The organism is Trichocoleus sp. DQ-U1, from assembly GCF_039961925.1.
Taxonomy (GTDB): Bacteria; Cyanobacteriota; Cyanobacteriia; order Cyanobacteriales; family FACHB-T130; genus FACHB-T130.
This window is the reverse complement of the sequence record NZ_JAMPKB010000001.1, coordinates 48,544-72,590: the sequence shown is the minus strand read 5'-3', so window position 1 is coordinate 72,590 and position 24,047 is coordinate 48,544. Positions and strand designations below refer to the sequence as shown.

19 protein-coding genes are annotated in these 24,047 nt (G+C 46.5%); 11 read left to right on the top strand and 8 right to left on the bottom strand.

Annotated features, from left to right (window positions below; all coding sequences use genetic code 11):
* Positions 1-202: 202 nt before the first annotated feature.
* Entirely contained in the window at positions 203-748 is a 546-nt protein-coding gene (locus tag NDI34_RS00335) for a hypothetical protein (RefSeq protein ID WP_348231514.1), read from the bottom strand.
* 272 nt (positions 749-1,020) lie between these two features.
* On the opposite strand from NDI34_RS00335, the gene NDI34_RS00330 reads away from it, so the two are divergent.
* The 7 genes from NDI34_RS00330 (at position 1,021) to NDI34_RS00300 (ending at position 8,094) form a co-directional block, all read left to right on the top strand.
* A complete protein-coding gene (locus tag NDI34_RS00330) occupies positions 1,021-2,502 on the top strand; it encodes a cytochrome P450 (protein WP_348231513.1) in 1,482 nt (493 codons plus the stop codon).
* Positions 2,503-2,791: 289 nt separating this feature from the next.
* The gene (gene psbP / locus NDI34_RS00325; RefSeq protein WP_190430730.1) at positions 2,792-3,337 is read left to right on the top strand and encodes a photosystem II reaction center PsbP; all 546 of its coding nucleotides are present in this window, start codon (positions 2,792-2,794) and stop codon (positions 3,335-3,337) included.
* Between the two features lie 136 nt (positions 3,338-3,473).
* The gene (locus NDI34_RS00320; RefSeq protein ID WP_190689144.1) at positions 3,474-4,076 is read left to right on the top strand and encodes a nucleoside triphosphate pyrophosphatase; all 603 of its coding nucleotides are present in this window, start codon (positions 3,474-3,476) and stop codon (positions 4,074-4,076) included.
* Between the two features lie 166 nt (positions 4,077-4,242).
* Positions 4,243-4,689: a hypothetical protein gene (locus NDI34_RS00315; protein ID WP_348231512.1), complete on the top strand. Its 447-nt coding sequence runs from the start codon at positions 4,243-4,245 to the stop codon at positions 4,687-4,689.
* 128 nt (positions 4,690-4,817) lie between these two features.
* A complete protein-coding gene (locus NDI34_RS00310; protein ID WP_348231511.1) occupies positions 4,818-6,458 on the top strand; it encodes a hypothetical protein in 1,641 nt (546 codons plus the stop codon).
* 30 nt (positions 6,459-6,488) lie between these two features.
* Positions 6,489-7,307, top strand: a complete 819-nt coding sequence (locus NDI34_RS00305; protein WP_348231510.1) for a hypothetical protein — start codon at positions 6,489-6,491, stop codon at positions 7,305-7,307.
* 154 nt (positions 7,308-7,461) lie between these two features.
* Positions 7,462-8,094: a hypothetical protein gene (locus NDI34_RS00300; protein WP_348231509.1), complete on the top strand. Its 633-nt coding sequence runs from the start codon at positions 7,462-7,464 to the stop codon at positions 8,092-8,094.
* Between the two features lie 78 nt (positions 8,095-8,172).
* Here NDI34_RS00300 and NDI34_RS00295 read toward each other — a convergent pair whose 3' ends face one another.
* The 5 genes from NDI34_RS00295 to NDI34_RS00275 all read right to left on the bottom strand — a co-directional run bounded on the left by NDI34_RS00295 (position 8,173) and on the right by NDI34_RS00275 (position 13,506).
* Positions 8,173-8,421, bottom strand: a complete 249-nt coding sequence (locus tag NDI34_RS00295) for a hypothetical protein (RefSeq protein ID WP_190430724.1) — start codon at positions 8,419-8,421, stop codon at positions 8,173-8,175.
* A gap of 377 nt (positions 8,422-8,798) precedes the next feature.
* A complete protein-coding gene (locus tag NDI34_RS00290) occupies positions 8,799-9,920 on the bottom strand; it encodes an AI-2E family transporter (RefSeq protein ID WP_190430723.1) in 1,122 nt (373 codons plus the stop codon).
* A 227-nt stretch (positions 9,921-10,147) separates the two neighbouring features.
* Positions 10,148-11,536 carry a CheR family methyltransferase gene (locus NDI34_RS00285; RefSeq protein WP_348231508.1) on the bottom strand — a complete coding sequence of 463 codons (1,389 nt, stop codon included), beginning with the start codon at positions 11,534-11,536 and terminating at the stop codon, positions 10,148-10,150.
* Between the two features lie 334 nt (positions 11,537-11,870).
* Positions 11,871-12,023 carry a hypothetical protein gene (locus tag NDI34_RS00280; protein WP_348231507.1) on the bottom strand — a complete coding sequence of 51 codons (153 nt, stop codon included), beginning with the start codon at positions 12,021-12,023 and terminating at the stop codon, positions 11,871-11,873.
* Positions 12,024-12,780: 757 nt separating this feature from the next.
* Positions 12,781-13,506: a Crp/Fnr family transcriptional regulator gene (locus NDI34_RS00275; RefSeq protein ID WP_190438337.1), complete on the bottom strand. Its 726-nt coding sequence runs from the start codon at positions 13,504-13,506 to the stop codon at positions 12,781-12,783.
* A 353-nt stretch (positions 13,507-13,859) separates the two neighbouring features.
* Between NDI34_RS00275 and NDI34_RS00270 the strand changes: the two genes are divergently transcribed.
* The 3 genes from NDI34_RS00270 (at position 13,860) to NDI34_RS00260 (ending at position 20,210) form a co-directional block, all read left to right on the top strand.
* On the top strand, positions 13,860-15,149 hold the full coding sequence (locus NDI34_RS00270; RefSeq protein ID WP_348231506.1) for a cation:proton antiporter: 1,290 nt from the start codon (positions 13,860-13,862) through the stop codon (positions 15,147-15,149).
* Positions 15,150-16,185: 1,036 nt separating this feature from the next.
* The gene (locus NDI34_RS00265) at positions 16,186-19,368 is read left to right on the top strand and encodes a DEAD/DEAH box helicase (protein WP_348231505.1); all 3,183 of its coding nucleotides are present in this window, start codon (positions 16,186-16,188) and stop codon (positions 19,366-19,368) included.
* 2 nt (positions 19,369-19,370) lie between these two features.
* The gene (locus tag NDI34_RS00260; RefSeq protein WP_348231504.1) at positions 19,371-20,210 is read left to right on the top strand and encodes an SWIM zinc finger family protein; all 840 of its coding nucleotides are present in this window, start codon (positions 19,371-19,373) and stop codon (positions 20,208-20,210) included.
* A 98-nt stretch (positions 20,211-20,308) separates the two neighbouring features.
* Here NDI34_RS00260 and aroF read toward each other — a convergent pair whose 3' ends face one another.
* The gene (gene aroF / locus NDI34_RS00255; RefSeq protein WP_348231503.1) at positions 20,309-21,208 is read right to left on the bottom strand and encodes a 3-deoxy-7-phosphoheptulonate synthase; all 900 of its coding nucleotides are present in this window, start codon (positions 21,206-21,208) and stop codon (positions 20,309-20,311) included.
* 529 nt (positions 21,209-21,737) lie between these two features.
* Positions 21,738-22,640: an EamA family transporter gene (locus NDI34_RS00250; RefSeq protein WP_348231502.1), complete on the bottom strand. Its 903-nt coding sequence runs from the start codon at positions 22,638-22,640 to the stop codon at positions 21,738-21,740.
* A 221-nt stretch (positions 22,641-22,861) separates the two neighbouring features.
* On the opposite strand from NDI34_RS00250, the gene cax reads away from it, so the two are divergent.
* On the top strand, positions 22,862-23,959 hold the full coding sequence (gene cax, locus NDI34_RS00245; RefSeq protein ID WP_190415026.1) for a calcium/proton exchanger: 1,098 nt from the start codon (positions 22,862-22,864) through the stop codon (positions 23,957-23,959).
* The last annotated feature ends 88 nt before the right edge of the window (positions 23,960-24,047 follow it).

The following is a 24,047-nucleotide window of genomic DNA, read 5'->3' as shown; positions in this document are numbered from 1 at the left end:
TTTTCTGCCCCAACTCGATCGTCCCTGCAAAAGCGATCGCCTCTGCAAAATTGCTTCACCGACGGCTCCCAAGCGAGCGACATAACGATTTATTCAACTGTTACTTAGCTGTAGAAAACCGCCTATGGCGTAGTTATATCGCACCCAACCAAACACGCGATAGCGAAGGCGCTGACAAGTCAGTTCGCGCTTGCAAAGAGGATTAAAAATTAGAGCGACGTTTAGACTGATTTAGAAAATCCTTTAAGGTAAACCAGAGAGATAAACTTCCTAACATTATCAAACTAGCTCCGAGCGGATAGACGTACCAACGATTATCCTGCTCAACTTTTAGAGACTTAGCTTTTGAATCTTGGACAAATGCATTGATCTGGGAGGTTTTGTTTTCTGTAAAACTAAAACCGTTATTCATTGGAAAGTAGAGTTTCCCGTCAGATGTTTGCAAGACAAGCTGAGTTGATTTTCCATGTTTCTGAACGTTTGCTTTCTCCAATCGATCGAGTGGAAAGGGAGTCACGGTTTCCCCTCGCAAACTCGACACCACGAGTTTACACATACCTAAAGATTGGCGGCGATCGCATTCTAAGGTTGCCAGTTGAGGATTCAGCAAAAACATTCCACCCCGGATAACCATAAAAACGCCTAGAACCGTTATCCAGAAGGGTTCTTTCAGATGTACGGAAACGCCCTGAAGTTCAAATGAGGTATATCGCCGCCCTGCTTTTTTGGAATCTTTGTCAGTTCCCATGCTTGTCCTCTCCTGTAGGGCATTGAACAAGATAAGTGCCACTTAGATGAGATACAAGCCCATGCATCCTGAGTCCAGTTAGCTCGATAAAACCGTCTAAGCCGTAGTTATCTGGCACCCGACCAAAAACGCGATCGCAATAACTTCCGGTTGATGAAGATAGTTAACCCAACGGAGCAAGTAAACTCAAGAGGCAGTTAAGGTTAAGCGCATACAGTTACAGACTGTTCGCGCATTTGCTTGATTTGATGTCATCACCGAAGGAGACTACGATGACTTCGACCACCCTAAAGCCTAATTTAACCGTTCCCGGCCCCCGTCCAGGACCCATTCTCGGACGTGCTACCCATATTTATCGCTTCGCATCCGACTCGATCGGCTATACCCGCGACCTTTTCCAAACCTATGGCTCAGTTGTCTCCCTGACTTATGGTGGGGGCACAAATCTTTATTCACCGCTCCCCAATTGTCCCGGTACTGTATTTGTCTATGGCCCGGAACTCGTGCGCCAAGTAACGACCCAGCACGAGATTTATTATAAGCATCCCTTATCCGGAAAATTGTACCGCAGGCGGGAAGCCTCGGCGCGGACAGAACCCCTGAAGCACTTTGCCGTGGGACTCTTTGGCATCAATAGCGATCGCCATCGGCAAGCTCGTCAACTCCTCATGCCCGCCTTTCACAAACAGCGCATCGAGTCCTACCGCAACGATATCGTTACCATCACCCAATCGGTACTCGATCAAATCCGGGTTGGGGAGCAAAGTGACATTGACCAGATTATGCGACTGCTGACAATGCGAGTGGCGACAAAGACACTGTTTGGTGCTGATGTTGGCGAGATGGGCGGCATTACCGGGAAACTTTTTCAGGATACTGTAGGTTTGCTGGGAACCCCCATGATGGCACTATTCCCTGTGGACTTACCAGGATTGCCCTACCATCGCTTTCTGAATCTAATCGCCCAACTTGACGACGAGATGCGATCGCTGATTGCAACTAAAAGGGCAAAGGGCACTGACGATGGGGATGTGCTGTCGATGCTGATCCAAGCTCGTGACGCCGAAACTGGCCTCGCTCTGAGCGATGATGAATTGCTGGGACATACTGGCGTCTTCTTTTTAGCCGGACACGAAACCAGTTCCAATGCACTTACCTGGACGCTGTTCCTCCTCTCGCAGCATCCGCAAATTTTTGCCGATCTCCTCGACGAACTCGAAAGCGTGCTGCATGGTGAAGCGCCGACAGTCGAGCAATTGCAACAGTTGCCGTTATTAGAGCGAGTTATCAAAGAGAGTATGCGTGTATTGCCGCCAGTCCCCTGGAATGGGCGCGTCACCGCGCAACCGACTGAACTCGGTGGTTATGCCTTGCCTTCGGGAACGGAGGTATTTGTCAGTATTTACCAGACTCACCAGATGCCCGAACTCTATCCAGAACCGGCGGTTTTTAATCCGCACCGTTGGGAAGGATTTGAACCCACTATTTTTGAATACAATCCCTTCAGCGCTGGGCCTCGGATGTGCATCGGTGCAGCCTTTGCCATGATGGAAATCAAAATCGTGCTGGCAATGCTTTTACAACGCTACCGCCTGCAATGCATTCCCCATCTGAAGGTAGACCGTTTTGGGGTGATTATCATGGCACCGAAATATGGGATGCCAACGATCGTCCATCAGCAAGATCGTCAGTTTAGCCAGGGAGTGGGTGGCGTGCGCGGTAACGTGCGAGAGATGGTGAAATTGCCTGAATAATTCGGTGCGAGTAGGGGCGACGCATTCGGACAAAAAATCTTGGGCGATAGACACTCGGAACCCCACCCCTGCCCCTCCCCGTTCACGGGGAGGGGTTCAATATTTCCCCTCTCCGTGAACGGAGAGGGGTTAGGGGTGAGGTTCGGGACTGCATCCAATAGAGAATTGCGGCTATTTGAGACGGCAAACCAGGTTATTTCCTCTGTAGCGTTGTTTCCTCTGAAGTTCCCCGGAAGTGGGAAAATGAGACAAATGGCGCTTAGTGACAAAATTGCAAGGAAAGAGGGAAATGCTAAAACGGATTGCCGCACTACTACTGGTGGTATTAAGCGTAAGCTTGCAAAGTTGCACTGTCGCTAGTGCCACCAGTGGCTTAAAAAGCTATGTAGATAGCACCGACGGTTATCAGTTCCTATATCCCAACGGCTGGCTTCCAGTCGAGGTGAAGGGTGGAGCCGATGTGGTGTTCCACGATATCATTGAGCCTTCTGAAAATGTGTCAGTCGTCATTAACCCGGTTGGGGCAGAGAAAAGCCTCGCTGAGTTGGGGACACCGACGGAAGTGGGATACAAATTATCAAAAAGCGCGATCGCACCCCCAGGATCGGGACGCGAGGCAGAATTAGTGAACGCTGAAAAGCTGGAATCTAACTCTAAGACTTATTACATACTGGAATACACCGTCAAACTCCCCAATCAGCAACGCCATAATCTTGCCTCTATCGCCGTCAGTCGCGGTAAACTTGTCACCTTCAACGCTTCTACCACAGAAAAACGCTGGGAAAAGTTGAAGCCATTGTTAGAGCAAGTCGTTAGTTCATTTTCCGTCTATTAATAGCGATCGGCTGATGGCTAATGGCTCATAAAAGTGATGAGAGTGATAAGAGTTGAGGCGAAAAGAGAATTATTTAATTCAAAACTCAACACTTAAAACTTTTGACAATTAGCAACTCGCCACTGACAACAGAACGATGACCCTTCCCACTTTAGTCTTAGCCTCCGCTTCTCCAGCCCGCCGTCGCCTGTTGCAAAGTGCCGGAATCGAGCCGGTGGTTTGCCCTAGTGATTTTGATGAGTCCCAAGTCTCAACTAGCGTTGCATCCGAATTGGTGCAAACTCTGGCGTTGCGGAAAGCGGAAACGGTTGCGAATCAATTTCCAGATGCTTTGATATTGGGATGCGATTCGGTGTTGCTGGTTAACGGTGAGATTCATGGGAAACCAGCAGATGCAGCACAAGCGATCGCCCGTTGGCAAAAAATGCGCTCCCAAATCGGCGAACTCTATACGGGTCATGCTTTAATTGACCAGCAGCAAGACAAAACCGTGGTACGCTGCGGCATCACAAAAGTTTATTTTGCCGATGCTAGCGATCGCCAGATTGAAGCCTACGTCGCCACTGGCGAACCCCTTAAATGTGCTGGCTGCTTTGCCCTGGAAGGCAGAGGGGGACTATTTGTAGACAAACTGGAAGGTTGCCATACGAATGTCATTGGTCTGAGCTTGCCACTACTTCGCCAGATGTTCGGTGAACTGGGATATGATGTCACCGACTTTTGGCAGGATAAAAAATGAAAGAAGTTTGTTGTCCATTGCTACCAGCAAATAACAACTGATAATTGATTGGTGCCTTTTTCTTAAATTGCTCCGGAATTTGTTAAGGTTCCTAGATTTTTGATTGAGGCAAAGGATCTGCGTGTCTAATATTGGCTAAGGCAAAGCTTTTGGAGGGCTTTTCTTCATGGGAGTAAGTAACGAGTTTAAAGCACAACTCAAGGCTGGCAAAATTTTTGAGGCGCTCACCTTGGCACTCAGCGAAGCCATCGAGTTAGAAATCACCACCTGGGTTTCATCGGCTGACTCAGATGCCTCGCCTGGGGTGAGGACAGACCAATCTTTATCCGGTCAACCTTTACCCGGTCACTGTATGCGAACCCGCATCAACATTGTGGATGGTGATATAGAAAATGAAGTCGGCAGCGAATTTTTGAATAGCGGCCCCTACAACGAACTGCGGGAATTTCACCTCCAGCAAGTTCACGAAGGTCGGGAAATTATTCAGGAAAACCTGGCAAACTTGCAACAGCTGTTTACAGTTTTAACGAACACGCTGTCTGAGATACCTGGATCGCGATCGCGTTCAAATCTACAGCAAGTTTTACCTCCTATCGATTCAGATAATCCTTAAGAGTCAGAACACTTGAGAGCCAAAATAAATGCAAGTCAAAGGTTAAGCTTCTCTTCAGGACTGAGTTTTGAGTGTTGAGTATACCCCAGACTTAAAAATAGGGGCTTGAAATCAGGACGCTTTATTCCTTGGGGCTACATCAACTTGAAACAAACTGCGCCTCTAATTTCCGTTTTGAAAAGGCTTGTACCCTAGTTACTTTAAACCTCAGTCCTCAAACCTCAGTCCTCAAACCTCAGTCCTCAGTCCTCAGTCCTCAAACCTCAGTCCTCAGTCCTCAAACCTCAGTCCTCAAACCTCAGTCCTCAAACCTCAGTCCTCAAACCTCAGTCCTCAAACCTCAGTCCTCAGTCCTCAGTCCTCAAACCTCAGTCCTCAGTCCTCTTTCTATTGACAACTCACAATTGGCTGGAAATTTGGTTATGGCGGCAAGCGATAAATTCAAACAACAACTCAAAGCTGGCAAAATTGTTGAGGCACTTTCTACGGCACTCAGTGAGACGATTGAGTTAGAAATCACCACCTGGGTTAGCTCTGCCGACGTAGATGACAGGACAAGCGAAGAACAGCCTCAACCAGGTTCTCGGATGCAGACTCGGATTAATATCGTTGAGGGCGACATCACCAACGAGATTGGCGATCGCTTTCTCAACAGTGGCCCCTATAGCGAACTGCGACAATTCCATCTAGAGCAAGTTCAGCAAAGCCGCGCGATTATCAACGACAATCTCAAGAGTTTGCAAAAGTTATTTGGGATGTTGCTAAGAGTCGGGTACCAGAATCCTAAAGCTGCCCCGATTCCTCCAGACAAGTCTAGAGTTGATCCTCGCCTACCACCAGACGAAACCGCAGCTTCTATCGTGACAATTGAGCCTGAAGTTTTGCTTGTTGAGGGGTCGCCAACAGATGCGATCGCATTTGACCCCCGCGTGGAGATTGACACCGTTCCTGCCATTGCACCTACTCCATCCGTCACACCCGATTTCCTGCCCCCAGCGACCCCAGAAACCCCTGTAGAGCCAGCCGTGAGTGCCGAATGGGAAGAAGCCGTCATCCAGGAACCACCGTTTGAGCCAGGGTGGACGCCGGAATTCGGCTCAGCGCTTCCCCCGGATTTCCTGCCCCCAGTGACCCCAGAGACCTCTGTAGAGCCAGCCGTGAGTGCCCAGGAATGGGAAGAAGCCGTCATCCAGGAACCACCGTTTCAGCCAGGGTGGACGCCGGAATTCGGCTCGGCGCTTCCCCCGGATTTCCTGCCCCCAGCGACCCCAGAGACCCCTGTAGAGCCAGCCGTGAGTGCCCAGGAGCGGGAAGAAGCCGTCATCCAGGAACCGCCATTTGAGACAGGGTGGAGGCCGGAATTTGGCTCGGCGGTGAACTGGGGAACCGAGGAGGAGTGGGAAGAAGTGGAAGTCGAGGAGGAACCGACACACCCCTTCTCAGCGAGGTTTGCGCCTGTTGAAGATGAGGTCTGGAATGAGAATGACGATGGCTGGGAAGAAGATGAGGAGCCGTCAACGACGCCTGATATCAGCAATCCTAGCGGCATTTCAGATCCCATAGCGGTTTTGTTTGGAGACACTCCCGTGGAGCCGTCCCAGCCTTCTCCACCGATGTCAGATACGCGATCGCCCGTCAACATTGAAGAGGCTTTATTTTCACAAACACCGCCTTCACAAACACCGCCAAAGCCGTTTGATGAGTTTGATGAATTTGAAGAAGATGAAAACGAATTTGACAATCCATCGCCTCCACCACCCTCCAAATAATCATTAAAACCAAACTGGATTTATACAACGATGGTCAATACACCAGATACCAACAGCAACGAGATTAATCCCAACCTGCGGAAAAATTTTAACAACTTTTTGCAGTCTCTGACCGATGTGCTAATCGACATCACGGCTCTCGAAGTAAATACAATGGTCGTGGATCATATTAGCGGGACTAAGTTTATTCCTTGGGAAGCGTATCGAGATATTTACCCAATTTCCACAACCTATTTGGAAAGAACAGGAATCCATCCATCTCTATGGCCTCGGTATCTGAGTCTGCGTAAACAAATCGAGACAGAGTATTGCCTATATTGCCTTGAGGAGAAACTTTTAGAACAGGATGCTTCACAGCTCAGGGAATATGTCCGAGTTCTCAGCGATCCCACAGCAGAACTGGATATTCAAAAAACAAAACTGCCTAACCCGCTGAGTCCTTCTGCGAATCCGGCTGTTGAGATTAACAAGATTCAAAACTTACTCGATGACAGTAGATTTTTACGGAGCTTGCGGAAAGTTGATGAGCTGAAAGCAGCCCTGGATAATCGGAATAAGTCTTTGCAAAAAAGCGAAGCATCGCAAGCATTAGACCCGGTTGAAGAAGTAACAACCGATATGATTTATGCCCAATCAATCATTCAGTTAGATGGAGATATTATCAACCGCTATCATCAGAGACTTTTTGAACACGAGCATAAAGATATCATTTTAGATATCCACAGACAGGGTGTTACTGCGGGTGAAAAACAGTGGCATGGGTTATTAGAATTTATGGTAAGTTTAGTGGAATCGTTGGTCAATCAAGGCAGTTCCTCAATGAAAAATTTATTCAAAAACCGCAATTAATCCTGAAAAAACCGAGCTAAAAAAATAGGCCAAAAAAATAGGAAAGATGAGCTGAGAAGGAGTGGGAAATTATCTATCAGGTTCCTTTAGGCAACCTCTTAATTTAGATTCATGCATTCAAATCGAGGAAGTCAAAGACGCAAAGGGACAGTTAGTGTCTCATTTCATCAGATTCAACTTAGATGAAAACATCCTCGATCAAATTTTGCAAGCTAAAACCAATGGACAAAACTTATCCATTTCCCGGCGTTTGCTAGCAGAGTTGCGTTCTTATGCGCTAGTAGATGCGGGAAGCTGCTTGCAGTCTGGGCTGATTTTCTGCACTCACTACGAGCAAGCGGAGAGTAGAGAGTCAGTAGCGGAAAACTTTGTCATGCAGAGTACGATCGCTCTCGATGGAGATATCATTCACCAAATTCGCCACGATTGTCTTAAAGATTCTATTTGGTGTTTAGCGATCGCAACTGCTCACCACTGGCTAATCGATCAACTGCTCAATCAGCTACAGCTCAAGATTGCCTTATGGTTGAATGGCCTATCTTGGATGCTCTCTTTACTAACTACGGCTGCGACAGTTATCTCTAACTTACAGCGCCTGAATTTATGGACGCTGTTAGCATCGGCGGCGATGGCGTGGTTCTTGCAAGTAGCCTTTAAGCGTCTGTCGCTGTTATTTTTGCCGTTGCTGAGGCGTTGGGTTTTTCGTCAATTGTTGTTGCGCTTGCTTTCTTCCAATCCGAGGGATAGAAAGATTGCGAAAGGCATTTTAGGGCGGTTCGTGCCTTAACAAGAGGAGTTGGAGGTGATGCGATCGCTTATCGAGTTGCGTTGCATAAAGCGTAGCGATCGCTCTACTCGCATCCTTCTAACGAACTCTAATAAACTGGCTTGTATGCAGCACCGCTTCACCATGATCCGGAATCCATGCTACCCATTCGTCCTCAGACTGCTGGCAAAGTAGCAACGCTTCATCGTGGCTATAAGGGTTGGGAAGTTCTAGCAACTGTACCCAAGTTGAATCCTGATAATCCATCTGAGACTGGGTTCGATTGGTTTGAGGTGCCCAGCTTCTAGTCCGAGACAGCAAAGGAAGTACGCAATAATTCAATGTCATATCTGTTTCCCCTCCAATAGCGATAACAGCACTCAGAGTTGGCTGACTGCTCTCCGTCGCAGTTAAGAGCCTCCACTGATAAGCTATTTTCAAAACATTTCTGTAACAAATGCTACGGAATTTTTGCCGATCAAATCAACTACCTGTCGTAAAACTTTATGTTTGATAAGACGAAACCTAAGAGGGATGCAAGATCCAGCGAATAGCAATTCTCTATTGGAAGCAGTAAAGTTTAACCCCACCCCCGCCCCTCGACCTTCACCCAGAGGGGTTCAATATTCTCCCCTCTCCGTTCACGGAGAGGGGTTGGGGGTGAGGTTCCGAGTTCAGCAAAGAATGCAGAGGTAAGCAAAGTTAAAAAAACGACCCAGAATTGACTACTTCATTGTTGAAGATTTGAGGGGAATAGCGGTGGAATCAGGTGAGGCTTCGACGATAACACCCGCTTTATTTTCGGCTATCAATTTAGGTTTTAAGTAAAGATTTTCCAACAGGACAGCGGCACCCGCCACCCAAGGAGGAACAATCAACGCGCCAAGAATGCCTAAAACCTGCGTTCCTCCTAGCACCCCCAGCAGTTGATACAAAGGATGGACTTTCACAGAAGAACCTACCAGTAGCGGATCGAGGACATAAGTTTCCACATTCTGGATAATCACGAACAACAGCAGCACCCACAGGAACGTCCACCCACCTTGAGAAACTGCCACGATGAGAGCGGGAATGGCTCCCAAAACTGGCCCCACAAAGGGGATCAAATTGGTGAAACCAGCGATCACGCCAAGTCCGAGTGCAAACTCTGATAGCCCTAAAAAACCTAAGCCAAGGGTAATCGCTACCCCTAAAATCCCTGAAACCGCAACTCGACCTTGGATATAATTCCCCATCCGCTGGCTCATCGGTGCCACTTGAGCCTCCAGACGTTCATCCCAAGGTGACGGGAATAGCTGCACCAAACCTTTAACCAGGTTTTGACTACCCGCCACCATATAACCGGAAATCAATAAAGCCAAAATTAAGCTAAAAACGCCGCCAATAATTCCTTTGGTGATGTCGTAAGAGCGCAGCAGGACTTGTTGACTGGAACTAAACACCCACCTAGTTAGCGCTTGGGTATCAAGGAGTTGGTTGACTAAATCGGGTCGCTCGTCGTTGTAACTGATTACAATTTTCTGAATGAGTGCCCGAAGATTTTCAATGTATATTGGCAAATTGACGGCAAGCAGTTGAATCTGCGCGGCTACGGTAGGGCCAATAATCAATCCCGCCCCAACGATGCCAGAAATTAGCGTTACATAAACAACAATGACCGCCAACCACCGGGGAAGCTGCAAGCGTTCAGCCTTGTCGATGAGGGGGGAAATCGTCGCTGCGATGACTACGGCAACCATGAGGATGACTAGGAGACTCCGCAGCTGCCATAGCAACACTCCCAACAAACTGGTGACGACAATTAGCAGGATATTCGATAGAGAAATCGCAGTGCGCCGCTCGAACATGATTTAGTAGCGATGGGCTAGGTGTAAACTACCTACACAAAGAATAGCGCTATCGTGTGGGCTTGCAGCGTCACCGAGAAATCCCTCTGTTTAGACTTGCGCCACTTTGTTGCAATACACACTCCTAACCTCACCCCCAACTCGATCTCCACAAGTGGAAAGGGGCCGCGATGGGGTTAAATTGCACTGCATCCCAACGAGAAGTGCGATAAGAGGGACACAACGCGCTAGGCGACTCCATGAAATTTAGGTTGAGTCATCTTCTTTAACAAAGCTTTGGCTTGATTGAGTTCTTCGTTGCGCTGGTACAGTTCTTCACTGAGAGACTGCAACTCCTGATTCATCGTCTGTAGTTGTTCGTGGGTGGACTGGAGTTCCTCTTGAGTCCTGTTCAACTGTTTTTTGAGATCCAGACGTTCTTGCTGAACGGTTTTTAGCTCTTCTTGAAGCACCAGGAGTTGTGTCTGCTCGGTTGTTAACGCTTGATGGGTAGACGAGGGTTGCTTGGTTTTTACCTGTGGCTGAAACACTTGCTGGAACTCTGGCTGGAACACTTGCTGGAACGCTTGCTGCAACTCTTGCTGCAACTCTTGCTGGAAGTATGAGGGTTGCTTTTCTAGAGGCTTCACTGCCTTTTCAGGGCTTGTCTGGGTAAGCGATCGCAACTCCTCTCCCTTAGTCTGGACACCTTTAGTCTGGACACCTTGGCGGATGCGATCGCGTTTGGAGTCCTGCACCTCAGATGCATTCAGATGCACATTCACCTTTGGCGTCTTTGTATAAACACGTCGCTTCAAATCTGCGGTGCTGAAAGTCTGAGGGCTGTTGAGCAGTCCCTCCGCATGACCTAATACGAGAAAGCCACTATCCCGGAGCGCAAAGTGAAAGCGGGACTGGATTTTTCGTTGGGCTTCGGGATTAAAATACATCAGGGCGTTGCGGCACATCAGCAGATCGAGACGGGAGATGGGCGCATCTTCAATCAAGTTGTGGCGACTAAACAGTAGCGCAGAACGCAACTCCTTATGAACAATGTAGCTGTTAGGAGTGCTATCAAAGTATTTCTCTAACAAAGCGGGAGGAATCCCCGCAACTTCCTTAGCCGTATAAGTTCCCTGACGAGCTTGCTTAAGCGCTTCCTCATCGATATCTGTGGCGTAGATTTTGACCCGCGCCTGGAACTGTTCGATTCCCAGTATTTCCGCAAGGATGATTGCTAACGAGTAAGCTTCCTCTCCAGAAGCGCATGCAGCACTCCAAACTCGAATCGGTTCGTCTGGTTCCTTCTTCGCAACGATCTGAGGGATCAGCTCGTGAGACAAATAATCCCAAACTGAGCGATCGCGGAAGAAAGAAGTAACATTGACTAAAAGTGTGTTAAATAGGTGAGTAAATTCTTGGGGATGCGCCTTTAGGTAATCAATATACTTTGTACAGCTGTCGATCCCCACTTTCTGTATCCGGCTCATTACCAGACGCATCAAACTAGGACGCTTGTAGCTGGTGAAATCAAAACCACGACTTCGCTTTATGTAGTCCAGCAAAGCTTCTAACTCATAAGCTGCTTTAGTCCGGGGCGGAGTCGTATAGGCAGTTGATTGTGATATTGGCATCATTTATCGTTATACAAGTAAAAGTGTAGCGACCTGTCAAGTAGAGGTGTATTTTTTAGCAATTGTCCTAAATCGATCCCGCCTTGCCCCGCTTTCGGGGCAAGGCGGGATTTTGATGTTTATTTTTTTGATATTTAGCATTATCTAGATAAATTGCGATCGCTGTAATTACTTTATCGGTGAATGCATCTAGATTCATCCTCACAAAGTAGAGCAAACAGTAACAGATATTCCAAAGGATGAAGAGGTTTTTAGACCCTTGGTATCAAAGCAACCAACTTTGAGGACAAGGCACTCTGAAAGATAATTATCCACCTATTTTTAACAGGGAGTCGCACTACCAGGCTTCTAGGCTTCTTTGTTTTAAATTCCTAAGAATTTCTGAAACCAATTCTTTCTGCTTTGGAGTTAGTTTATTCCAACCATTTCCCCAAAGTTTTTCTTGGTTCGTATCATTATATGTAAAAGGCATTCTTGTTAATTTATTCATTTTACACCTCTTATTTCCTTTGACCCTGACAGATGGAAACTCCCTAATTCAGTCGTTTATTAAAGGAGACAACAAGGGACACGAGAGGAACTTAATACCTGACTATTTCAAGCATAAACACGAGTAACAGTAACGTCTGTCCGGTTTCGCACATATTTAGGGAAACCTACAAGATTTATCGGCATCTAGTCATGTTTTGTGGTCAAAAACCCCTTTTAGCTCAGCTTTGCTGAGACTCATCACATTTTTCAGTTGCCATCTTCGCCTTCATACTTGGCAACACGACGGAGCTTCAAAGCTGTCTATCTAATGATGTGTAACTGTCTCTTGTGATGGTGACGGTAGCATCTCACCATGTACTACGATTGTGCGCTTCGTGCTTGGCTCCCCTTAGTAGCGCTTAGGAAACCGCGCAGAATGACAGTTTCAGCTCAAGTTACACTTGGTACTATCTAAACAATAAACGCGATCGCAAACGCCGTCTGTCCGCTTTCGCACATACGAGAAAACAAACAATTTAAAAAGAATTTATCCGCCATTTACCCAGCGTCGCCCGCTTGAAGAATGAATTTGATAGCTATTCGTGAACCCAGGGTTGAATATTCTCCCCTCTCCGTGAAGGTCGAGGGGTTGGGGGTGAGGTTCCGAATCTATTGCATCCAAAAGAGAAACCCTATATACAACGCTCGCCCAATCATTAATCCTAGCCACAGTTGTGCAACAGCATCTAGGGAAACACCATCTAGTACAACGCCATCTAACGGTGTTCCGTGCCAAGCAACCGACCGAACTCGGCTTTGATAATTCCATAACACTCGCAGGAGATCGCTTCCAAGTCGCCTTGATTGAGAATGGTGATTTTGCCACGGCTGTAGCGAATCGTTCCCGCTTTGCTGAGGGTGCCAGCCGCCACCGTGACGCCAGAACGGCGCGTGCCCAACATCTGGGCGATAAATTCCTGAGTGAGGGGAAACTGGTCTGATTCCACGCGATCCTGAACGGTTAGCAGCCACCGGGCAAGTCGCTCTTCTATCGTATGCAGGCGGTTGCAGGCGACTCCTTGAGAAACCTGAGTCAGCAGTGCTTGCGTATAGCGCAACAGCAGGCTTTGCAGTACCCCTCCCCGCTTAAACTCGGATCTGAGCTGCTCTGCCTTCATTCTCATGCCATTGCCTGCGACCTGCACCAACGCTCGGTTGCTCGTTTTGTTGCCTCCTAAAATTATGGGGAGACCTACCATTCCGTCATTACCCACCATTCCAGCTTCCACAGTCGAGCCATCTTCCAGCACGCTGAGTAAAGAAACAATTCCCTGTTGGGGAAAATAAACGTATTCAATTGGTACGCCAAGTTCGTAGAGGACTTGATTGAGTGGGAGCGAGACGGGTTCTAGATGGGGAACCAGACGTTCGTACTCCTCGTCAGGCAAAGCGGCAAGAAGTCGATTTTTTATTGGCTGAAGAGGATCTTTGGGGACTGACATGAGGAGTTTCCTTAATTTAGCCGTGTTAGAAAAGGCATCTAACGGCAGAAGGAGAAGAACTCAGTAAACCAATCCTAATACCAAAAGGTGTATTTTCTGAATAGAAAGCCGCACGCTTAGCAGGTTAAAGTCTTACAGCCGCTTACTGATGCTGTATTCATTCTAATGGGGTGTGAAATTTTCTCACATTAATAATATTCCCTAGATTCCTAGAGCAACTTTCTAGGTTATGTTGCAAAAACTTGCTGAAAAAAGTTTGGGTACGGAAATCGGGATGTAAGCGCTGATTCTATATAAACTCTCAGCACTTTACTCCTAGATACATCGCAACACTCCCGACCCAGAGGCATAGGATGTCGAATTTTGATCTCGTTTTAAAGTTATTGCTGCAACTAACCGTTATTCTCGCTACTTGTCGCATTGTGTCGATGATTGGGCGGCGCTATTTTGGTCAAACCGATGTTGTCTGCGAGATGATCGCGGGGGTGATGTTAGGGCCATCTCTATTTGGTCTGCTGCTTCCTGATGTGCAGCAATGGCTGTTCCCCAAAGCCCCGATTGTGATTGATGCGGCGACGAAAATTCCCAACCCATCGATGTCGATTCTCTTTGCCATCAGCCAGATTGGGTTGGTCATTTATATGTTCTTGATCGGCTTAGAGTTTAATACCGATTTGATCAAGCGCCGAGTCAAGAGTGCCGGTTTGGTATCTGGGGCAGGAATTTTGGCTCCTTTTATCTTAGGCGCGATCGCAGCTTTGTTGTTGTACGGCAATGGCGAACTCTTCAAACCTGGAATTACTCGTCCGGCAGCAGCCTTATATCTGGGCGCATCCATGTCAATTACAGCATTTCCCATGCTCGCCCGGATGCTATACGAACGCGGCATCGCCAAAACCCGCTTCGGCACGCTGGCACTGGCGGCAGGTTCGATTGATGATGCGACGGCATGGTGTTTGCTGGCGATTGTACTCGCCAGCATTAAAGGCAGCGCCAGTATTGCCGCTTTTGCGATTGGCGGGGGTTTTGGCTATGTGTTGTTGATGATTTTCGTCGGACGACCGGCATTTACCTTTTTCGCACGTCGGACGAAGCAAGAGAAGGGCGTGACGATGCAAACCCTGACATTAGTATTAATCGTTTTGATGGTATGCGCGTGGTTTACCGATTTGGTAGGCATCTATGCGGTGTTTGGGGCGTTTATTCTGGGTACGGTGATGCCACGGGGCGAATTTGCCGATCAAGTGCGCCACCACACGGAGTTTTTGACGACTTCGTTTTTGCTCCCGATTTTCTTCGTTTTCTCCGGACTGAACACGCAAATCGGGTTAGTCAACACGCCGCAACTCTGGGCGATCGCATTACTGATTATCCTGATAGCGATCGCGGGGAAAGGGCTAGCTTGTATGTTGGCAGCAAAACTCGCCAGTGAAAGTTGGCGCGAGTCCGCAACCATTGGGGCGCTAATGAACGCACGAGGATTGATGGAGTTAATTATCCTCAACATTGGTTTAGAGGAAGGTGTAATTACTCCAACCTTATTTACCATCATGGTCGTTATGGCAATTATCACTACCCTCATGGCATCCCCGCTGGTTTCATTATTGTTGCAAGGAACAAACTATGAACCTGTTCCCAGATAAGCCACGCCAGGTGCAAGTTTTTCTAATTCGCTCAAAGGCCTCGCAAATCTAACCTAGTGCATTCCTCTTCAAAACCCCTCTATAGAGGTCGGAGAGGGGTTTGGGGAGCCTGCTATGCGTACAGGTTTTAAAAAGGGGCTGAGGGTAGCGAAAATAAATTGCTGAAGAAATACAGAAAATTGCCAACAGCGATCGCAGATATAGCAATTTTATTTGAGTAATGAGCCAGCCCTTGAGATCCCCAACTTCTGTCTGGAAATCGCGGATCTCGCCTTCACAAATCATTTAGGATGCAGATAAGATAATCAGACAGAAAAGCCTTGACTCCAAAAGGAGTCAAGGCTTTTTTGCATAGACAATGAGTTGTTACAGCACAAGCGTTTACTACCTAAGACCGCTCTGATGGAGGGTTGCGCCTCCCCTCGGTAGTAACAAAGTGGAGGAAGCGACAAAAACTCCACACCTTCTAGGCCTTTTGTTATTTAAACCGTTCGGACATCTGACGTCGCTCTTCTTTGATGTCCGATTCTGGGCCACTGCGGCATAACGCCCATCCGGTGTTTTTTTCCTTAATCAGAATAACAATCGCCAATTTAAATGTTGTCGTGCTAGCGGTAGAACCGCTGTCAGTCTGTAGGTGCAACTACTAGCATGGCTAACATCTATCTCTGGTGGGAAAGTTCCGGGCTGTAACTGTGTATACAGCAACCACGACGGCTATCTGTACAAGCCTATTCACAAGAGGGTGAATCCCTCCAAAAGTCTCAGCTACAACTGAAATTAACCGTTTAGCATATTGGCTGCCTTTCTAAGACCAATCTTTGTTTTTTGTAGAAGGCTCTGTTTTACTCGGATTTTAACTTTTACCGTTACATTTTTTAATCCAGAAGCCAGTTAGAAAACTTGACACTAGGAACGCAAATAGCTAAATAATTGCAACAGATAAGAAGCAATGTCCCCAAGGGACGACTTCTGCGAAAGGTTCGCATCCTTAACCCGCTACAATTTGAGAAAACTCTCCTTGAGGCATCTACCTATGAAAATCCTCCACGGTACTTGGATTCCTAAGGCAGAAGCTAATTTCCTACAAACAGGTGCATTTTACCTGTGGGTAGAAACCCCAATTTTAAAAAAACGCCGCAACTCGCAAAAAAACAGCCATCCCAGCCATCTTGCCAAAGACGACTTGGAAGCTTTTCTAAGCAATGAACTGGGAATCGCCACAGCACCCTATCATAAGATTAGCGAGAATATTTCTACTCAATACATTGCTCTTCCCACCGCGAACAACCAGCCTCTTCCTTCTCCTGAATTAATTAAATATTTGGAAGAAGAAGTTAACGAAGACTATGAAGAATTTACGGACTGGGAAATCGATACTTATGAAGTAAATACTAGGGTAAAAACCGGCAGTTATAGCTATGCCAAGGTTAGCAATGTTATTAAACTGCTTAACGATATTCACTTCTTGGCTTTACATAACTTTGGCGAAATTATCATTGGTTCAGACCTCTTATTTTGGTATCACTATACCCAAGCATTTAAACAAATTATATTCAAAGACCAATATATTCCCAGTCTCAAATATCGAGAACTTCCTGCTGTAACCAAAGGAAAACGCAAGCAAACCGCTAATTCCTTTGAAATTTATTCAGGATGGGAAATTGTTTCTGAAAAATATGAAACATTAATTCAAAGATACGTAGACTATATGCCTTTAGTCTGCGTTGCCGGTTCTGCCGTACCCAGGACAACAGTAGAATTTTTTTCTAAAGAAAGCTTACTCCGTCACTTTTCTGAATGTCTGTTGCATGAAATTGTCACCCATACTCCCTCGACTGCTAAATTCGATCAGCAGATTACAGATACCATCCTTTATGATTGTTTCTATCCGGACAGCAAAAACCCGCAAACTACCGAAAAAGCTTTAGAAGAATACAAGCAGTGGTATGCCTGGAAAGCTAAACTAACCCGCAGCCAAAATACAGGAAATTTTGACCTCTGCTTTCAGTTACAAGAAGCTAACTCGGAAACCGATAACTGGCAAATTACTTTTTTGGCTAATTCCAAACAAGATCCATCCTTAAAACTTTCTTTAGGGGATTATTGGCAGCTGAATCAGAAAAGTAAAAAAGATATTCAAAAATACTTTGGCAAAGATTTTGAAAATAATCTGCTTTTGAATTTGGGATATGCAGCGCGGATGTATCCTAAACTGTGGCAGGGATTGGAAACTGACCAGCCAATCGGGTTGCAACTTAATCTGCAAGAAGCCTTTGAATTTCTCAAAGAAAGCGCCTGGGTATTAGAAGATTCCGGTTACAAAGTCATCGTTCCCGCCTGGTGGACGCCGGATGGTCGTCGGAAAGCTAGAGTTCGGCTGAAAACGTCTTCTCGAAGCGTTAGTAAATCCAAAGCTGCTAACAAAGGGTACTTTAATTTAGACGCGATTGTTGAGTATCAATACGAGCTATCAATTGGCGGTCAGCCGGTTACTCAAAAAGAATGGCAGCAACTCGTCAAAGCTAAAACGCCGCTGGTGCAATTTCGCGGTCAGTGGATAGAACTAGACCAAGAAAAGATGCAGCAGATGTTGGAATTCTGGCAATCTCAGGCTAAAGAACAGCCAGAAATGACTTTGTTAGATTTCATGAAATTAGCCGCAGCAGCGGAGGATGATATTGAAGTCGAGCATGACCAGACATTGTCAGAAATGATGGCGAAATTGGAGGATAAAAGTAGACTAGAGCCGGTTCAAAATCCGCCGAAGTTGCAGGGAAATTTACGCGAATACCAAAAACGCGGCGTGTCCTGGTTGCAATATTTAGAAACGCTCGGTCTAAATGGTTGTCTTGCTGATGATATGGGATTGGGTAAGTCGGTTCAAGTCATTGCTCGGCTGGTGAATGAAAAAGAATCTGCCGATTCAATCCTACCAACTTTGTTAATTGCACCAACATCAGTTGTCGGAAATTGGCAAAAAGAAATCGAAAAATTTGCGCCTCATCTACAAGCAATGGTGCATCATGGCAGTAGCCGCTTTCAACAAGTCGCTGATTTTAAAGAAGCTTGCCTTAAGCATGATGTCGTGATTACATCGTTTACTTTGGCTCGAAAAGATGAAAAACTTTTGCATAGTCTGAAATGGCATCGAGTGGTGGTGGATGAAGCGCAAAATATCAAAAATCCTAAAGCTGCTCAAACCAAGGCAATTTTAAAGTTGACTGCTAACCATCGACTGGCACTAACGGGAACCCCAGTAGAAAATAGGTTACTGGATTTATGGTCGATTTTTAACTTTCTGAATCCTGGCTATTTGGGTAAAGAAGCACAATTTCGCAAGGGTTTTGAGATCCCAATTCAGAAAGATAATAATCGGGTAAAATCTACGACGTTGAAGAAATTGGTAGAGCCTTTTATTTTACGTCGAGTCAAGACTGACCAATCAATTATTAACGATCTGCCAGATAAAGTCGAACAAAAATTATATTGCAATTTGACGAAAGAACAAGCTTCTCTTTATGAAGCTGTCGTCAAAGATGTGAGCGAAAAAATTAATGATTCCGAAGGCATTCAGCGCAAAGGGTTAATTTTGTCAACCTTGCTGAGGCTGAAACAAATCTGCAATCATCCAGCGCAATTTTTACAAGATGGGAGCGAATTTTCAACCGCGCGATCGCATAAACTTAGCCGTCTTGCAGAAATGGTTGAGGAAGCCATTTCTGAAGGCGAAAGTTTGTTAATTTTTAGCCAATTCAAGGAAATCTGCGACTCCCTAGAAAAATACCTCAAGCATACTTGTCACTACAACACTTATTACATTCATGGAGGCACCAACCGCAACAAGCGAGAACAAATGATTACCGAATTTCAAAACCCAGAAACTGAACCATCAGTGTTTATTCTCTCTCTCAAAGCTGGCGGCGTTGGCATTACGCTAACGAAAGCAAATCACGTCTTTCACTTTGACCGCTGGTGGAACCCCGCCGTTGAAGATCAGGCGACAGATAGAGCTTTTCGGATTGGTCAGAATAAAAATGTATTTGTTCACAAATTTATTGCAATTGGGACTTTGGAAGAACGCATCGATAAAATGATTGAAGATAAGAAAAAGCTGTCTTCTGCTGTTGTTGGTACCGATGAAGCTTGGCTGACAGAACTTGATAACGAAGCCTTTAAACAACTGATTTCACTGAACAAAGCTGCAATCTTGGAGTAATCATGGCTCAATTTAGCCGTACCTGGTGGGGAAAACGCTTTATTCAAGCCTTAGAAGCTTTTACCGATCCTTCGAGATTAGGACGAGGACGTTCTTATGCGAATGGGGGGAAAGTCCTCCACTACCAAATTGACCAAAATCAAATTACTGCTACTGTCAAAGGTTCAGTTAATCCCTATTTTGGAGTTTACAAAGAACCTACCTATATTATAAATATTGAAATTACACCGATTGATAAATCCAGTTGGTCGAAGGCGATTAAATACCTTTCATCAAAAGCTAGCTTTGTCTCCAAGCTATTGATGAATGAAGTTCCCGATAATATTGAAGATGCTTTTTCTGACCTAGGATTGCATCTTCTCCCCCACAATCGCAAAGATTTTAAAACCAATTGTTCTTGTCCAGATTACGCCAATCCCTGCAAACACATCGCGGGTGTCTACTACTTGGTAGCGTCCCAACTAGACCACAATCCGTTTCTCTTGTTTGAACTCAGAGGTTTATCTAAAGAGGCACTGCAAGCGGAACTGGCGAAATCTTCTTTAGGAGAGGTTTTATCCACTGAACTCATAGCAAAAGAAATTCCTTTAGAATCCTCGGCGTCTTACTACACCCCACTGGAAAAAGTCCCGGTTACTGAGAAGGTAAATCCCAGAGAATTTTGGTTGGGGACTAAGCGACTGCCTCAAACTGTTGAAGTAGCATCGCTGGCAAGCTTGCCAGCAATTTTAATTAAAAAGCAGGGGGATTTTCCGCCTTTTTGGAAGAAAGATAGTTCTTTTATTGAAGTGATGGAGGAGTTTTATGAGCGGGTGAAAACAAAAAATAAAGATGTGATGTAATCCTGCTGATTTCTCCCCCGCCTTGTCTCTACAAGGCGGGCGAATACTCGCGTATAACTTAAAGAAGATTGCTATCGCGACAGAATTAATCAATAGGATTAAGCCGTAAGTCCACATGGTTTTTTGGCAGAGAAATGAATAGGGGCAGGTTTTAAACTGAAACCCGCCCCTACTTCGGATATATTTCGCCCAACCGCTGCGGCTACAGGTCTTAAGCTATGAACGAGATCCACCATATCTTCTAAGGAAAGCGCCTGACGAGCATCGGAAACGGATTTTTCGGGTTCTGGGTGACACTCAATAATTAAGCCATCTGCACCACAGGCGATCGCTGCCTTTGCCAAAGGTGCCACCAATTCCCGCTTACCGACGGCATGAGACGGATCGACAATGACTGGTAAGTGGGTTATCTGCTTCAAAGCCGCTACCGCGCCTAAATCCAGCACATTGCGCGTATAGTTATCGAAGCTGCGAATCCCCCGTTCGCACAGCACCACATCGGGATTGCCGTAGCTTAAAATATATTCCGCCGCCATGACAAATTCTTCAATCGTAGAAGCTAGACCACGTTTAAGCAATATTGGCTTGCCAGCTTGACCCAAAGCTTTCAGCAAATCGAAGTTTTGCATATTACGGCTCCCAATTTGCAGCATATCCGCGTGAGTCGCAACAGCTTCTATTTGCCCAATTGACATCACTTCTGTGACGACGGGTATGCCATAACGCGATCGCACATCTGCCAAAATCTGGAGTCCTTCCACTCCCATTCCCTGGAACGCATAGGGAGAGGTACGGGGTTTGTAGACACCGCCACGCAGCGCCTGAACGGGTGCAGCGGCGAGTTGGCTAGCGACAGTTTCCATCTGTTCTAAGCTTTCCACTGTACAAGGCCCACCGATGATCGCAAGTTCCGTCCCACCGATGGAAACTTGTTCGGAAAGTTTGACAGTAGTTTGGTGATTGGCGTGGGATTGCGAGGCAAGTTTGGCGTTAATCATGGTTTGAGTCTCCTTGAAGCTAAAAGATTTTTCTGACCCTTCCTTGCAGGAGGGAGTAGGGCGAGGGAGTTGACAAAAAAGCCCGGAACCTTTTCTAGTTCCGGGCTATAGACGATTCATTGGCATGACGCTATTTACCCGGAACTTGTGGGCCAAAAATAAAAGCCATAAAACCAGCTACTGAAATAGGTCATCACCATGAAAAGTTGCTCCTTAAAACAAAAAAACCGCAGATTTTACTCTGCGGTTCACCGGGCGGTTCCAATGCGGGCACTGGATTCACTGCCGGTGAACCGTCCTAAACCAATAAAAGTAAAAACTGCTGCTGAGCATAGGGGGAAGCGTCTAATTTGGTTTAATTTTGAGAATTTACTGCGTACCTGAGAATTTTGGCAAAAGCCAGTTTTTTCTAGGTCGCTATGGAACTTATCACTCTTTTATTTAAGTTTTATGCAATAAGTCCATTCATCCATGAACTTAGCAAAGGGATCAAATTGCGTCAAGACCCCTGCGAGGGTAAATCAAGCGACTAATCTTGAGGAAACGCCTGAATTAACACCACCGAACTGACTACCAGTAACCCTCCCAATATTTGTCTCCCTACGAGTTGCTCTCCTAGGAAAATGATTCCCAGCAGCACCGTCACCACGGGTTCGATGGTGGAGAGAATGGCAGCTCTGGAGGTTCCCAACCGCTGAATACCCGCGAACAGGGTAATGATGGGCAGCACCGTGGCGATCGCTGCCAACCCGGCTACTGTCCCTAGGGCGACGGTCGTGTGGGGAAAAATCAGCCCCTGCCCCAAGCAAGCGGCTCCCATAAAAGATAGGGCGGCTCCTAAGGAGAGATAGGCGCTGGTTGTCACCGGAGAGAGCGATCGCACTAATCTCGCCCCAAAGGTTAGGTAAAGTGCGTACCAGGCTCCCGATGCGATCCCCAAGCTTAACCCTAAAGGCTGCACGGTGGTTCCACCCAAATCGGCAGTCAGCAAACAGCCGGTGAGGGCTAAACTGAGGGCAATTTTTCGGTAGAACCCAGGGCGATCGCCTTCGATTACCCACGCCAAGACAGTGACAAAGGCAGGATAGGTGTAAAGCAACAAAGCAGCAACGCCAGCACTGGTGTAAGCAAGAGCGCCAAAGAACAGAGTTGCTTGGATAGCATACCCCACGCCTCCTAAAAGGGTGGCAGCGATCGCATCTTGCGGTTTTAAGCGCCACTCGTCTCGCCACACCAGCCACGCCCAGAGTACCACTGCCGCGCCTGTAAATCGCCAAGCCAGGGTGCTGGACAAATCTAACCCTTCCGCATAGGCAAGCTTGGCGAAGATTGCCAGCGTCGCAAAACCCGTTGCGGAGACGGCTATCAGAGCAACTCCCACTCGATTGGGGCGAGGCGCGGTTCTTCCTTCCTCTCGTTTGTCGTCTGGCATCGAGTCCTCCTGCTTCTACATCAGCATACGAGAAACGACAGGGTGCAATTGACAAGTTTCCAGATATTCTTACAGAGGTGAGAGGTGCCCAATTTTCGATGACATCAAGCAGTGAAAGTATGACTCGTCTCAACCATCCAGGGGAGAACTCGTTGCTACTTTCCTACGTCTCATCGGGTGGGAAAATTCATCATGCTCTGCAATTTCAGCCACAATTCGCTATGTCAATCAAGAAAATTATTTCTTACGTCCTGCTAATTTTTGTACCCATTTCAATTGCTGCTGAATATTTAGGGTGGGGTTCGCTTGCCATTTTTATTACATCAGGGATCGCTATCGTCCCCCTAGCAATTTGGTTAAGCACTGCGACTGAAGAAGTTGCCGTCGTTACGGGGCCTTCGATTGGTGCATTGTTAAATGCAGTCTTTGGAAATGCGACCGAGCTAATTATTGCTTTAGCAGCTCTAAATGCTGGTTTAGTTGACATTGTTAAAGCAAGTATTACTGGAACAATTATCAGTAATTTACTCCTGGTCATGGGCCTTTCCATGCTTTTAGGAGGACTGCGCTATAAAGAACAGGAATTCAAGCCGATTGTGGCGCGGGTGAATGGTTCCTCGATGACGCTGGCAGCGATCGCTCTTATTTTGCCCACGACGGTCATCAATACCTCAAATGGTGTTCCACTCGATGCAATTCGCAATCTCTCCCTCACAGTTGCCACTGTGTTAATCGTAGTTTATGCTCTGACGTTACTGTTTTCTTTAAAAACTCATAGCTATCTTTACGAGGTGGGATTAGTCGATTTAGACTCACCAAATTCAATCGGTTCTGAAGCTGAATCAACTGCCCACAAACCGAATCTTTGGCTCTGGATTGGTGTGTTAGTAGCCTCTACGGTTGCAGTTGCCTTTGAGTCAGAGATTTTTGTGGGAGTTGTGGAGGAAGCAACAAAAGGTCTGGGTTTGACTCCCTTATTTACAGGTGTTGTTCTGTTGCCTCTGGTTGGCGGTGCTGCCGAATATGTAACTGCGGTCAACGTTGCTCTCAAAAACAATATGGATTTATCTGTTTCTGTGGCGATGGGGTCTAGTTTATTAGTTGCCCTGCTCGTGGCTCCAATTTTAGTTTTGGTAGGAGTTGTCATTGGTCAACCAATGGATCTCAACTTCAATCCTTTTGAAGTGATTGCGGTAGCGATCGCTGTCACTGTTGCCAATCTTATCAGTCTAGACGGACGCTCTAACTGGTTAGAAGGCGTACTGCTCTTAGCAACCTACATCGTTTTGGGAGCAGCTTTTTACTTTCATCCCGCCTAATGGTTGTTTTTTGATAATTGGGAAAAAGTTTTGAGTTAAAGGACTTTCGCTCGCCTCAAAACTCAAAATTCAAAACTCTCATTACCAA